Genomic DNA, 14,323 nt, shown 5'->3' with positions numbered 1-14,323 from the left:
AAATCTGGTGACAAAATTTTATTCATTGTATCCGTTTTAATGCGCCGGGAAGAATGCCAGCTGAATAATAAAGATCACCCCGAATACATAAAGCAGGGGATGAACTTCACGTCCTTTTCCGCTAACCAGCTTCATCACAGGATAGGTGATAAACCCGACGGCGATACCGGTCGCGATGCTTGCTGTCAGCGGCATCATCAGCAAAATGGCGAAGGCCGGAAAAGCCTCGTCAAACGATTTCCATTGAATGCGGGCCAATCCTTCCATCATAAAGCACCCGACGATGATGAGCGCCGGAGCGGTGATGGCCGGCAAGGAGGAAATCGCCCCCATCAGCGGCGACACAAACATCGACAGCAGGAACAAAACCGCCACGACCAGCGAGGTCAGGCCCGTCCGCCCGCCGGCAGCGACGCCGGTAGTCGATTCGATGAACGCGGTCGTCGGGCTCGTGCCGAACATGGAGCCGACTGTCGTAGCCGTTGCATCCGCCAGCAACGCCGATTTGGCGCGCGGGAATTCCCCGTTTTGCATGGTGCCGGTTTGTTCAGCCACGCCGATCAATGTGCCGGTCGTATCGAACAGCGTCACAAGCAAGAAGGCGAATACGGTGGAGTATAAGCCTTGAGTGAAGACACCGGCAATGTCCATGTCGAAGAAGACCGGCGTCGGAGGCGCCGAAACGAGGCCGCTGTCAAAATGGAGCTGACCCGTAAAATAGCCGATCAACGCGGTCAGCGCCATACCGATAAACAGGGCACCCGGTATCCGGCGTGCCATGAGCACAAGCGTAACGAAGACGCCGAAAATCGTCAGCAGCGTTACCGAACGGTGCAGATCGCCAAAGGTGACGAGGTTGTCCGGGCTGGCGACGACGATGCCGGACATTTTCAGGCCGAGAAAGGCGATGAACAGGCCGATACCGGCAGTGATTCCGAACTTCAGCGAGTCGGGAATCGCGCGGATCAGCGCTTCTCTGAGCCGGGTGAGGCTTAAGAGCAGGAACAGAACCCCGGCAATAAATACGGTGCCGAGCACGATTTGGTAAGTCAAGCCGGTAGATGCGACCACGCTGGTGAAATAAGCGTTGAGCCCCATCCCCGGAGCAATGGCGATCGGATGATTTGCGAACAGCGCCATGAACAGCGTGCCGACGACGGCAGCGATGACCGTTGCCATGAACACCTGGTCGAACGGGATCCCGGCGGCATGCAAGACGGCGGGATTGACGACCAGAATATACGCCATGGCCAGAAAGGTGGTCAGCCCTGCCAGCAGTTCGGTTTTCACATTGGTGCCATGCTGTTTTAATTTGAAAAATTTATTCATGTGGCTCTCCCTTCTTAGGTAAACATTTCATGTTGTTCAGCCCTTTAGTATTCTCCATCTATCCCCTATCGTCGTCAAGCGATTCGTGATTAATTCCACAAGACCTTCGATTTTAACAATTATTTATAAAAAATAACTCCCTCCCCATGAAAATCAATGATATATTGGTCCTTATGAAATATTAACCCGTTTCATTTTCTATTTAGAGTCAAAGGAGACCGATTACTATGATCAGCAATGAAGCAAAACCTAAGGTCGCCTTGATTACCGGCGCCAGCCGGGGAATCGGCAAAGCGATCGCACTTGAGCTCGCCAAAGCGGGGCACCACCTGTTCATCAACTATTACGGTGATGATAAGGAAGCCGCCGACGTTCAGCGGCAAGCGGAAGCCCACGGCATACGGGCCGAAATCTACAACGCCGATGTCAGTGATCCTGTTCAGGTGCAATCCATGTTCGCCGCGCTGGACAGCGCGTTCGGCCGGATCGATATCCTCGTCAACAATGCGGGGATCGCTCAAACCTCCAGCCTGACGGAGATGACGAACGAACAATGGGACCGGATGATCAAAATTCATCTTTACGGCGCCTTTTATACTTCACGCGAAGCGGCCCGCCGGATGCTGGAACAGAAGTCCGGCAAGATCATCAACGTCACCTCGGACCTTGCCAGCCAAGGCGCAGCCGATCTGTCGCACTATGCTGCGGCCAAGGGCGGAGTGACCGCCTTCACTAAGTCGCTCGCTCGGGAGCTTGCCCCTTATGTGCTCGTGAATGCTGTCGCTCCGGGCGGCACGTTCACCGATGTTCGCTCCTCTCTGGAGGAAAGCGACAAGAACGATGCCCGCTATTTGCTCGGCCGGCTCGCATTCCCGCAGGAGATTGCCAAATCGGTGCTGTTCCTCGCCTCGGACGATGCGAACATCTATACCGGCCAGGTGCTCGGCGCCAACGGCGGCAGCGTTATGAACGGATAACAAGCTAACTGTTACCTCCTCGAATATACGTGATAAACGAACAAATCCCGATAAGCATTCGCCTTTCCGGCGGAGCCTATCGGGATTTGTTCTATTGTTGCAGCATAAATTTATGTCGGCTGTTACGGCTCCCATATTACGGTGGGTAGCCCTTAACTGCTTATCTAAATTGAGATTACCAGGCGTATGCCTTTGGCGCCTCTCCGCCCGGTCCCGGGAAAATCTCATTCAGCGCCTTCAAAGTATCCTCGCTCAGCTCCAGTTCAACGACGCGCAGCGTATCCTCAAACTGCTGGAGCGTACGCGGCCCGATGATCGGCGCGGTCACCGCCGGATGGGCCAGCGTCCAGGCGAGCGCCACGTTCGCCTCCGACTCGCCGAACTCCTTGCAGAGGGCTGTGAAGCGCTCCAATTGCGGGCGCAGCTTCTCCTGGCGCTCGCTCTGCTTTGCCGTCCGCGAGCCCGGCTGCGGATTCCAGTTGCCGCCGAGCAAGCCTCCGTCGAGCGGGCTCCATGGAATGACGCCGATGCCAAGCTCCTCGGCGGCCGGGAGAACCTCCAGCTCCGGCAGGCGGCAGAGCAGGCTGTATTTGTGCTGCTCGGAGACAAGCCCAAGCAGACGATGATCTTTCGCTTCATACTGCGCTTTGACCAGATCGCGGCCGGCAAAGTTACTGGAGCCGACATAACCGATCTTGCCTTGCTTTAACGGTATATCAAAAGCGTTCCAAAGCTCGCTCCAGGATACGCTCCGGTCTACATGATGCATCTGATACAGTTCGATATGGTCAGTTTGAAGCCGGCGCAATGAGTCTTCGAGATGCCGGCGGATCTTATAGGCGGACAGTCCTGCGCCGCCGTTCGGGTCCTCATTCGGGTCACCCATTCCCCCATAAACCTTTGTCGCAAGCACTACCTTTTCCCTTCTTCCGCCGCCTTGGGCAAACCAGCGTCCGATAATTTCCTCGGTCCAGCCCCGGTGCGGCGTTCCGCCATACACATTGGCGGTGTCAAAAAAATTCACTCCTGCATCCACGGCCGCGTCCATGATTTTGAACGCTTCCTTTTCCTCGGTACTCGGTCCGAAATTCATCGTTCCTAAACATAGACGGCTTACTTTCAAACCGCTTCTTCCTAAATTCGCGTACTTCATCGTTACAACCTCCTCGAAATATGATGGCTGGCATAACAGAAGCAGACTACTTCTCCATTATATACCTGAGGGAGGCTTGAACAAAAATAACGGTATGTTTACGCGAATCCGAAGAGATGGACAGTCGCGAGCCCGAGCCCGGACAGCACCAGCGAACCGAGCAGTCCGGCCCAGAAAGGCCGGATGCCTAATTTTCGAAATGCCGAGAAATCGACGCCCAGCCCCAAACCGGCCATCGCCATGGCGATCAGGAGATAGGCCGCAGTTACGATCATGCTTGCCGCCTGCGGAGGAACGATTCCCCAAGTATTTATGCCGCTCATCAGAAGAAAGCCGAATATAAACCAGGGGATGGTGCCGACAATTCCACTTCGCGCGGTTTCCCCTTGGTCCTCTTGGCGCGAACGCCGAGGGGTTTTGCGCTGCATCCAGGCTCCCACTAAAAGAGCCACTGGAACCAGCATCGCTACACGGGTGAGCTTCACCACGACCGCCAGGTCGACAGCCGATTCCCCGCCGGGAGCGGCCGCTGCGATAACGTGCGCAATTTCATGGAGCGTCCCGCCCGAGAAAACCCCGTATCCTTCAGGGGTAAGCCCCAGGATCGGATAGAGCAAAATATAGGCCAGCGTAAACATCGTTCCAAGGATGGCTACGATCGCGGCACTGATTGCCGTCTCTTCGTCTCCCGCATCCACTTGCGGGGCGATGGCCACAACGGCGGCCGCTCCGCAGATTGCGGTGCCGCAGGCCGTCAGCACACCTAACTTGCGGTCAACTTTGAGCCATTTTGCAAGCCCGTATACGACGAGCAGCGTTACAGTTATATGAAGTAATGCAATGACGAACACACCGGGTCCGGCCCGGACGATATCCCCTAAGTTCAGCCGCATGCCGAGAAGAATGATTCCGAAGCGGAGACATTTTTTGCTCGAAAATGAAACGCCTCCCGCAGCCTTGACCGGAACGCCAAACACGGCCCGCCAAACCATGCCCAGGATAATCGCAATTACAAGCTGGCCCATAATATTTAAAAACGGAATTAGCGACAAGCATTTAGCTGCCGCCGCAAGCAGCAAGGTCAAGCCAAGTCCCTGCACAAAACCTGATTTTTGACTCCGTTTATACGGTCGTGCTTTCATGGATGTCTGTACCGTTTGTGCCATGTTGTTCACTCCAAGCCTGTTGAGTTAGAAAGGATCCGCGCGGTCTGTACGTTCATGTTATCTCCGCAGGCCAGGAAAGTGAAATACGAATCAGCTATCCCTATCATCAGAAATACTAATGATTGGATTGTTGCGATCATGGGGTAGAGATAAAATGGAGTGAGAGAGGAAGTGAAGGACTTGATCGTGGAAACACTTCGCGTATTTGTAACGGTGGCCGAGCAGAGCCATTTCTCCCGGGCGGCCGAACTGCTAAACTTGTCCCAGCCGGGGGTCAGCATGCATATCCGCAATCTTGAAAATGAATTCGGAGCCCAGCTGTTGAACCGCTCCCCTAAGCATGTGAAGCTGACGGAGGAAGGCGAGATCTTGTATCGCCAGGCGAAGCAGATTCTGGCATTGTATGAAGATGCGAAGCAGGAAATCCGGCTGCTGCATGAGATTGTGACCGGCTCCATTCATATCGGTGCCAGCTTTACGATCGGGGAATATATTTTGCCGCGTCCGCTGGCGGAGTTTGCCGCAGCCTATCCGGAAGTGGAATTGCAAGTCATGATCGGCAATACGGAGGAGGTCACCCGGGGCGTCCGGCTCAGCCAACTCGATCTCGGTCTGGTGGAAGGCGAAGTTCCCGATCAATCCGATCTGCAGGTTACGCCTTACATGAAGGATGAAATGATCGTAGTCGCTGCTCCCGAACATCCCTTGTCCTCGCTTCGCCGGGCGGAACCGTCTGATCTGCAGGACAGGGTCTGGGTTTTGCGGGAAAGCGGCTCCGGCACGCGGGCATTCAGCGACCGTTTCTTGCAGGAGCGCAGCCTGAGCATGAGACATTCCTATGTCTTCAATAGCAGCCAAGGCGTAAAGGAAGCGGTCGCCGCCGGTCTCGGCATCGCCCTGCTCTCCCGCTGGGTCGTCCGCAAAGAGCTTGCCGCTGGTGAGCTGCTCGAAATCGAAACCAACGGCGCTCCTTTGCAGCGCAATTTCTCCCTGATCCGAAACAAGCAGGCTTCCCCCACTTTAGCCGTGGATATGTTTCTTCAGAAACTGTTGCAGAAGGGTAACTAGCAGAACACTAGAAGGATTATGTACATAGGCGGCGCATAAGTCGGCTTTAAGAAAAATAACGGGAATTTCTGCAGTTAATTTCACCCGATCTCTAGATAAGAAAAAAAATAACTGGAAAACCTCCAGTTATTTTTTGTGTTTTTATTACTTTGGGCTAAATACGCTCGGAATAACTGTAGGTTCTGCAGCTAATTCGGCTAATGGAGCATATACGGACCAATTAGCTGTAGATTTTCCCGTTAATTTAATTCGTTGGCAGGCCAAGATTCAGTCGCGGAGCTATTCACTCCCCGGATCTCTCCTCGTTGTCCGATTGCGGCAATGTTGCCTTATTAGCCGGAGCCTGCAAAGACGAGGGCGAAGGCCCTGCCTCGGCCAGACGGAGAGGAGCGGCCGCTTCCGTTGCCATGCCGCTGTCCGAGTCCGCTTCGACATAATGCTTCAGCATAGAGAGCTTGTTCTCCCAGAAGCGATCGAAGTAGGACAGCCAGCGCTTCAGCTCTTGCAGCGGATCGGCGTCAAGCCGATAACGGGTCTCCCGGCCAACCTTCCGTTCCCTTACCAATCCGGCATCCGTAAGAACGCGCAGATGCTTGGAGACGGCAGTCCGGCTCATCGGAAAATGGCCGGTGAGGTCCTTTAGCGGCAGCTCGCGGTCGCCGAGCAGGCTCAACAATTCGCGCCGGGTCGGATCCGCGACCGCCTGGAACACATCCTGCTTCGGCGCGGCGGCCGGCATCGTCAACCCCCGACGTAGGCGGACAGCTTGTTGACCAACCCGCCCCAGCCTTGGTCCATACGGTCGCGCACGATTGTATGAGGCTCGCCGAACTCCGTAACATGATCCGCCGTCCAGCCGCCATGAATCACCGTAAACTCAATTTGCCCCTCTATTTCCACCAGTTCAAAAGTAAGCGTCCAGTCTTTGCCCCAATTAAAGGACAACTTGTTCGGAGGATCTACTAGCGTTACTTTACACGGGGACTCCCCGAAAGGACCTGCCTGCAAATGAAACTCATGCCCGACCACCGGCTTAAGATCATTCGGCATAAACCAGGAGGACAACCCCTCCGCAGTTGCTACTGCTTCCCAGACCTTCTCTGCCGTTGCATGCAATAAAATCGTATGCCGGATGTCCGGCAATGTGCTGTTTGCGTTATGTTCCATAAATATAAATTCTCCCTTCAGATTGATATCAAAACCAGAACACACAAACCAGAAATCTAAAATTAAAAACCATTTGGTTTCATTTCGTGATTTCATTATATGAAACCAATTGGTTTCATGTCAACCCAAACGAAAGACCGTATTCCCCCATAGGTTGTGAATACGGTCCTTTCTTCATTCCGCTTATTCTTTTATGCGGATTTCAAACAATCTCGCCGTCTTCACGGCCGGCAAGCTGACTTTCAACTCCCCGTCCGCCGGGTTCCAATGAAACTCACCCGCAAAGCCCTGAGGATAAGCACAATGTACATCCAGCTGCTTACCCTTCAGCCAATTCAGCGGGATGACCTTCTCCGCCCGACTGCCCGACTCTTCGGACCGTACCCGCCAGACCGCCAGATACACGCGGTCATCCTTACGGAGTCCGAAACTGACCCATTCATCCTGCTGCGTCGGCAGGCCGAGCGGCCAGAACGGCAGCGCCTCCGGAATATCGCAGCGGATCGTTTTGTAGTAGTCGAGCGCCTCCTTGACCAGCTCCCGGCGCCGCGGGCTCAGCTCGGCAAGATGTCCGCTCTGATGAACCCGAAGCAGCAGCGCGTTCACCATGTTGAACACGACCTCTTCGTCATCGCCCTCCCGCAGCGGATACGACCAGATCGCCGACTGCTCCGGAGTCAATGCGGAAGGCGATGCCGCCGCAATGGCCGCATAGTTGACGTAGTCCTCCTGATCCGAGGTGGACTGAATACTGTGCCGGCTAAGCATGGCATAGTCCATCCGCATACCTCCGCTGGAGCAGTTCTCGATGACCAGATCCGGGTAGCGGGCGAAGATTCCGTCCAGCCATTCCAGATAGGCGCGGTTATGCTGCAAAAGCCCGTCTCCGAAGCTGTCCGCTTCTTGTTCGGTCCCAATTCCCGCATTAATGTTATAGTCCATCTTGATATAGCCGACCCCGTAATCCTCGACCAGGCGGCGGATCACTTCCGTCGCATGCGCGGTCACCTGCGGATTGCGGTAATCCAGTTGATAGCGGCTCCGGTCCTTAACCCGTTTGCCATGCCGCATGAAAAACCAGCTGTCATCCGTATCCTTCAGCTTCGGACTGTTGATGCCCATGACCTCCAGCTCCAGCCATAGACCTGGGATCATTCCTTTGGTGCGGATGTAATCCAGCACGAATTTGATTCCCTCAGGGAATCGTTCCTCGGACGGCAGCCATTCTCCTACGCCATCCCACCATTCACCCGGCGCATACCAGCCGGCATCGATACAGAAGTACTCGCTCCCTACCTCAGCCGCAGCATCAATAAGCGGCAGCAGCTTGGCCGTTGTCGGGCTGCCCCACAGGCAGTTCATATAGTCGTTGAAGATGACGCGCAGCTTACGGTTATCTTCATTGGGTCGGCGAATCACCCGCCGATACCGGGTCAACGCCCCGATCGCTTGCTCAAAGCCTCCGCTTACCGTCCCCACAGCAACCGGTACACTTACAAATTGTTCTCCAGGCTCAAGCTGAACCCACCAGTGATTATCATGCTCAGTCGGGCCGCTGATGAGCAAATTAAGATGATTATACTGATCGATGATTTCCCAGTGCCAGGAGCCGTTATGCTCAATTTGCCAAAAGAGACTCGATCCCGCTTCCTCGTTTTCCAGGACCGCCATCGGGATATACTCGGCAGCCGACCAGGAACCGGTATTGCTGCAGGACACCCGCTTGGAAGTCCGGTCCGTCAAATGCGACAATCCGAGCTCAGGAAGCCGGTAGGATCTCCATTGAAGCTCGCTCTGCCAGCCGGTGTGCGGAAGAAACAGCTTCATTTTGTCATCCCGGGAGGCTTGTCCTTCTTTATCGATCCCGGTCAATGCAAAGCTGGAAACGTACTCCACGCCCAAGGCTTCCGTTCCGCCATTACTCAAGACCGCCCAGACCCGTGCTACCGGAATTCCGTCATAGAATTGAAAATGCTGGACCGCCCGCAGCGAAGTCACCGGGTCCTTCAAGCTGATTTCCAGCTTGCGCCCGATTGAATTCCGGGTATCCTCATGACCGTCATATTGCATGCGCAGGCCCGGATAGGTCGCCCGATGCGTTCTTCCGTGATATTCTGCGCGGTCTTCTCCGGTAAGCTGCAGTTCCATCAGCCGGAAGCCCGGCTTTTGCGCTTCAGTCACTGTCTGCTCATCATAGGGAGTTGCCCCGAAATGAAGCAGCCGCACATCCTTCTCCCCAGTTACTTCGAGAACCAGATAAAGTCCGTTTTCCGAAAAATTATAAATTTGGGACATTGTCGTTCACACCTGCCTTCTTTGTAATCCTCCGTAAAGGTGACGTAATCCTATGAAGCTAATTCTATAACTACCGTATCCAAAAATAAACAAAACGCAGCACCGCCCGGTGCTGCGTTTTAGTTGAAGCGGCCTTTGTGTTATTGAGCAGAGCCCAATTGCACCCAAGCTTGCTCGATTTCAGTAACGGCTTGGTCTTTGTTTTTGCTGCCGCCGATGTAAGCTTGCATAATTTCACCGAATTTTTGATGGAACGTATCCAGCGAGTAGTTGATGGCCAGATCGCCCGACGCTTGAGTCTTCAAAATTTCGTCCATTTGTTTCGGCATATCCAAATCCGGAAGCGGAGCATCCTTGATTGGAGGAATTACTTTGGCTACGCCGGAGAACCAGTTTTTCCCGTATTCCGAAGTGTACAGCCAGTTAAAGAATTCGATCGTTTCTTTAGCGACCTTGGAATCTTTGTTAATCCGCAGCGCTTGGTCGGCACCGGTAATAATCATGGATTGCTCGGCCTTGTCGCTGACAGGGTAACCTGCGATGCCGATTTGGATGTCCGGCGTAATTTTCTTGATCGCTTCTTCATCCCATGCGCCTTTACCGTTCAGAATCGCGGCTTTACCCGAAGCAAAGTCGCTGACTTGCGCGTTGCTGTCGCGTTCGAGCGGCTTATCCGTACCATGTTTAATCGTAGTGTCTACATAAGCGAAGAAGTTGTTGTAGAGAACCGGATAATCTTTGATTTTTGCGTCACCGGCAATGAACTTGTCAACGAGCTCTTTTGGAGTCACGCCTGCGTCTTGAGCGGCGGCATCAACAAAATGTTGGAAAATGTGTTTCCATACCCACCATTCTTTATAAGCATTGGCGAAAGGCGTAATTCCTTTGGCTTCCAGCTTGGCGATGGCGTCGTCCATTTCAGCTGTTGTTTTTGGGAACTCCGTAATTCCCGCTTCGTCAAAGAGCTTCTTGTTGTAAACCAGCGAGAACAGATTGCCCTTAACCGGAAGTCCGAGCACCTTGCCGTCCGTGGAGCTCATGTTGGCGCGAACGGCGTCGGTCATGGCTGCCGTCAGCGGCTCATCGGTAAGATCTGCGCTGTACTCGGCATAGGTGTCGATGTCCCCGCCTGCCGTCGTCTGGAATACGTCAGGCGTACTGCCTGCTGCGATTCTCGACTTCAGCACCGTGTTGTAGTCGGCTTGCATGATTTCCAGATTAATCGTAACGTTCGGTTTTACCTTTTTGTATTCTTCGATGTAAGCATTAAACGCATTCGTATATTCCGGAGAAGCGGTGAACATGTTGATCGTAACTTTCTTGTTGTCGTTAGCGGCACCGTTGTTTCCGGTATTTGCTCCGTTTGCCCCTTCATTGGCACCGTTATTTCCGCTGCAAGCGGATAACAATCCCATGATCAGAGTCAAGCTGAAAAGGCCGGCCCAAATCTTCTTTTTCATAAATTCAAACCCCGCTTTCTTGTGTATGTTGTCTAGAGGCCTTGCCTGCTATGGTCCTTATTCTAATGAAAAGGCAGCAGGATAAAAATGTAGATAAGTGATGATTTAAGGGTAAAAAAGTGAAGTTGTCATCCAGTTCACTTTTTGCCCTCTCCGGCACGTTGATTTCGGTATTCGGACGGCGAAACGGAATAATAATTCCGGAAGGCTTTGCTGAAATAGTTCTTATCCTTGTACCCGAGCATCTCTGAAATGTCCTGAATTTTCAGGGATGAATCGTCAAGCAATTGCTGGGCCTTGTCCATCCGAACCTTTTGCACATATTCATGAATTCCGTAACCGAACTGCTGCTTAAACAGCTTCATCAGATACTCCCGGCTGAGAAAGTACTTCTCCGTAAACATGGAAATCTTAATATCCTCAAAATAGTGGTTATCAATATACTCCTTGATATCATCCACGTTGAACGAGCGATCCCCGGCTATCGACTTGCGGATTTGCTCGCTGTAGTATTCCAGTATTCGCATGAGCAGGCTCTCGAATTCATCGAAAGTAGCGAAATCGGTTTGCAAACGGAAGGACCGAAGTGCCCGCTCTCCTCCGGAAGAAGGCATTTTGTCGGCAGGCACGCCCAGTTCCAGCGCGATATCGTTAAAAAGCACCACCATCTCGCGGATCATGCGATCGGCATCCCCCAAGCTGAACAGCCCGGAAGTCCTTACTTTCTTAATAAATTCTCCGAGTATGGTTTTTGCCTGATTCAGGTTCCCGGCTTCCAGTGTACTGCGCAGTATCGATACCCGCCCCGTCAAGGAATGAACATCCCGGTTCGGCAGCTTGTCCTGAGGACCGATAACCGCCTTACCTGTCAGCTTCAACAGATCGACCGCCTGCACCGAGGAACTGGCCGCTTCATAAGAATCGGCAAGCTCCAGGGCGTCGGAACAGGGCGTCCCCACCCCGCCAGCCGAGATAATGCCGAATAGCGAGCTTAAGGTCGACACCACTTTTTTTAATAATTGTTCCGATTGAAACAGAAGCTCTTGAGGATATCCGCCACGTGAAGTATAGACGGCTATGACTTCCCGCTCCTGCTTGGGATTCGCGAAGCTGAAGCACTGCAGACGATCGTCCGACATCTCGTTAATGACATTGGCGACGGCAAAATACAGCAGCTCGGTATCGGAGTTAAAGCGGCTGTCGCGGATCGACTCCATATTAAGAATGCGCAGCACAAACGCTCCGTAACGGAGGTTTTCGTCCTCCGCCCCGATCAGCGCCAGAAAGGCTTTGTTGCTCTGTTTTTTCAAACTGCGTTCTATAATCGATAAATAAATTTTTTCCTTCAGCTTCGGCAGCGACATATTGTAGGCGATATTGCGGGTAATGGATTCACTTCGAACCTGCCGCTTCGCCTCCAAAAGCCCGATCGCTTTGCGCAGCGCCTGATTCAAATCCTGCCGGTTAATCGGCTTCAGCAAATAATCGACCACCTTGGAGTGAATGGCCTGCCTGGTAAATTCAAAATCGTTGTACCCGCTTATGACGATCGTCAGCAGCTCCGGGTATTCCGATTCTACGATCCGCAGGAATTCCACCCCGTTCATCTCCGGCATTTTCATATCGACGATTACCAGATCCGGCTTGTGCGCCTTCAGCATTTCCAGCCCGGACACTCCATCCGTCGCCTCCAACACCTCGTCAACCTGCAGCCCTTCCCAATCGCCAAGAATTGAAATCGCCTCGCGCAGCGGCTCCTCGTCATCAATGATGAGCACTTTATACATGACTCTGGCCTCCCCGCGGAATCAGCATCCTCATTTTCGTTCCGTTTTCTCCGCTCTCTATCTCTAAACCGGCCTCTTCCCCATACAGCAGCTTCAGCCGGGTGTTCAGATTCTTCAGTCCGATATTCTCTCCTTCTTGCTCCTCCCATTCCGTGCGGAAGGACTGCAATACTTGTTCCATACGAGCCGGAGAAATACCGGGGCCGTTATCCTCCACTAGGATTACCGCATGACTCTCTTCCAGCCCGGCGCTAATTTTGATCGTGATTCCTATCGACACCTTTTCAACTGCGTGCTTGATCGAATTTTCAACTAACGATTGGATTGACAGTTTTGGAATTTGCAACTCCATCAACGACTCGTCCCACTCGACTTCAACCTCGAGCCGGCTGCCGAATCTCGCCTTTTGCAGAGCCAGATAACGGTCTATATGCCGCAGCTCTTCCTTAGCGTATACGATGTCTTTCCCGCTTATGCAATATCGGAGCGTGAAGGCCAGCGCGTCCACCATTTCCGCAACGTCATCATCCCCGCTCTTTAAGGCTTTGGTGGAAATGGCCTGAAGCGCATTATACAAGAAATGCGGATTTATCTCGGCTTCCAGCGCTTTCAGGATCGCGTTCTTCTCCACCAGCTTCATCTTGTACCGTTCATTGATCAAGTCGTTGGTGCGGGTGACCATCCGGTTGAAATGCCGGGACAGATAAGCCAACTCGTCACGTCCCTTCACCGGCGCCGTCACATCAAAGCTCCCTTCGCTGAAACGCCTCATTTGGCGGGACAGCTTCTTAAGGGGCTGAGTTATCGCGTTAGAGATCAACGTCACAAGAATTACGGATATTAAAAGAAACAATAAGCCTATGAGATAATTCAAGTCCCGCGTTTTTCGCGCCGCCTCGTAGATGTTGCTGTAAGGAATCGGTTTGATCAGCTTCCACCCGTCCTGTTCACCGACGTTGTACACGATCAGGTACTTCTTATCCCCCGTAGTCCAGGTGATCGGCTCACGCTCCTTCTGCTGCTCCAATCGAGGCAGCAAGTCCGCCTGCTTCATGCGGTTATAGAATTCCAGGTCGTCCGAGTGAAACGGGACGTTGTCGGGATCCAGGAACAAGAGATGCTCCCCGTTCTCAAACGGGATATCCTTCATAATTTCATTCTTCATGGTTGGCTTCAAATAAAAAGAAATAACCGCCCTGGGCTCCCTGGAAGCGATAGACCGGATCACGCGGTGATAAGCCATAAACCCGGGGTCGGTAATCGCGGAATACCCCGGGTTCTCATTCAAGTCGGCAAAGGATTGGTAGGACCGGTTGTTCGGACTTTCCATGGCATGCTTGTACCAGTCCTGATAAGGGATTTGAGCCTCATAGCTAACCTTCAGCTTGGTATCGTAAGCCTCCTGGGTAATTGAATAGTATTTTCCCTGGCCAATCAGGTAGATGTAGATACTGTTTAAATCATTGCGTGAATAAAAAAGGTTCCGCAGGTAATCCTCCAAATACATTTTGGAGGCGTAATCCTCATCCTCATTGATGATAGCCCGGATGAGGTCGTCATACCGGATTTGCGGCAGCGACAGCTGCTCGATCCCGGCCAAATAATCCTCCAGGTTCTGATTGACCAGCTTTAAATTGTTTGCCGTACTGGACATATTGTGGTCGACGGATTCCCGTTGGATGATCTGATAGGAAATTATGGTCAAAGATCCGACAACGAGGATAATTATCGTGGAAAAAAACAAAATAAGCTTATTGACCAGCCGGCCCGACATTATGTCGATCAGGCTTCTGAAAGCTCTTCTTATGCGTTCGATCATGGCACTCATCCTTCGGCGTAAAGCTTCGTGTTCACTCTTTTACAGTTCACCTTTTTACCCTTAACTGTTTTCTTAAATCCATTTAGGGCGGATTATTCCCTG

11 protein-coding genes are annotated in these 14,323 nt (G+C 52.7%); 2 read left to right on the top strand and 9 right to left on the bottom strand.

Annotation, left to right across the window (positions count from 1 at the left end; genetic code table 11):
* Positions 1 to 36: 36 nt before the first annotated feature.
* Positions 37 to 1,329, bottom strand: coding sequence for an NCS2 family permease (locus tag KJS57_RS02230; RefSeq protein WP_211023052.1), 1,293 nt, complete (start codon positions 1,327 to 1,329; stop codon positions 37 to 39).
* A gap of 227 nt (positions 1,330 to 1,556) precedes the next feature.
* On the opposite strand from KJS57_RS02230, the gene KJS57_RS02225 reads away from it, so the two are divergent.
* A complete protein-coding gene (locus KJS57_RS02225; protein ID WP_211023053.1) occupies positions 1,557 to 2,306 on the top strand; it encodes an SDR family NAD(P)-dependent oxidoreductase in 750 nt (249 codons plus the stop codon).
* Positions 2,307 to 2,481: 175 nt separating this feature from the next.
* Here the strand turns inward: KJS57_RS02225 and KJS57_RS02220 are convergent, their stop codons facing one another.
* Positions 2,482 to 3,459, bottom strand: a complete 978-nt coding sequence (locus KJS57_RS02220; protein WP_213653608.1) for an aldo/keto reductase — start codon at positions 3,457 to 3,459, stop codon at positions 2,482 to 2,484.
* A gap of 98 nt (positions 3,460 to 3,557) precedes the next feature.
* The gene (locus KJS57_RS02215) at positions 3,558 to 4,601 is read right to left on the bottom strand and encodes a YeiH family protein (RefSeq protein ID WP_244861376.1); all 1,044 of its coding nucleotides are present in this window, start codon (positions 4,599 to 4,601) and stop codon (positions 3,558 to 3,560) included.
* Positions 4,602 to 4,805: 204 nt separating this feature from the next.
* Here KJS57_RS02215 and KJS57_RS02210 point away from each other — a divergent pair, with 204 nt between their 5' ends.
* On the top strand, positions 4,806 to 5,693 hold the full coding sequence (locus KJS57_RS02210; RefSeq protein ID WP_213653606.1) for a LysR family transcriptional regulator: 888 nt from the start codon (positions 4,806 to 4,808) through the stop codon (positions 5,691 to 5,693).
* Between the two features lie 283 nt (positions 5,694 to 5,976).
* Here the strand turns inward: KJS57_RS02210 and KJS57_RS02205 are convergent, their stop codons facing one another.
* The 6 genes from KJS57_RS02205 to KJS57_RS02180 form a co-directional block, all read right to left on the bottom strand.
* Complete coding sequence (locus tag KJS57_RS02205) at positions 5,977 to 6,432, bottom strand: ArsR/SmtB family transcription factor (RefSeq protein WP_213653605.1); 456 nt, start codon at positions 6,430 to 6,432, stop codon at positions 5,977 to 5,979.
* Between the two features lie 2 nt (positions 6,433 to 6,434).
* Positions 6,435 to 6,860, bottom strand: a complete 426-nt coding sequence (locus tag KJS57_RS02200; protein WP_213653604.1) for an SRPBCC family protein — start codon at positions 6,858 to 6,860, stop codon at positions 6,435 to 6,437.
* A gap of 183 nt (positions 6,861 to 7,043) precedes the next feature.
* Positions 7,044 to 9,155 carry a glycoside hydrolase family 36 protein gene (locus KJS57_RS02195; RefSeq protein ID WP_213653603.1) on the bottom strand — a complete coding sequence of 704 codons (2,112 nt, stop codon included), beginning with the start codon at positions 9,153 to 9,155 and terminating at the stop codon, positions 7,044 to 7,046.
* A gap of 140 nt (positions 9,156 to 9,295) precedes the next feature.
* A complete protein-coding gene (locus tag KJS57_RS02190) occupies positions 9,296 to 10,615 on the bottom strand; it encodes an extracellular solute-binding protein (protein ID WP_213653602.1) in 1,320 nt (439 codons plus the stop codon).
* A gap of 137 nt (positions 10,616 to 10,752) precedes the next feature.
* Positions 10,753 to 12,402 carry a response regulator transcription factor gene (locus KJS57_RS02185; RefSeq protein WP_213653601.1) on the bottom strand — a complete coding sequence of 550 codons (1,650 nt, stop codon included), beginning with the start codon at positions 12,400 to 12,402 and terminating at the stop codon, positions 10,753 to 10,755.
* Positions 12,395 to 14,221, bottom strand: coding sequence for a sensor histidine kinase (locus tag KJS57_RS02180; protein WP_213653600.1), 1,827 nt, complete (start codon positions 14,219 to 14,221; stop codon positions 12,395 to 12,397). The genes KJS57_RS02185 and KJS57_RS02180 overlap by 8 nt, the downstream gene beginning before the upstream one ends.
* Between the last annotated feature and the right edge of the window lie 102 nt (positions 14,222 to 14,323).

The organism is Paenibacillus vini, assembly GCF_018403325.1.
Taxonomy (GTDB): Bacteria; Bacillota; Bacilli; order Paenibacillales; family Paenibacillaceae; genus Fontibacillus; species Fontibacillus vini.
Note: the sequence above shows the minus strand (reverse complement) of the source record. Positions and strands in the feature narration are given on the sequence as shown.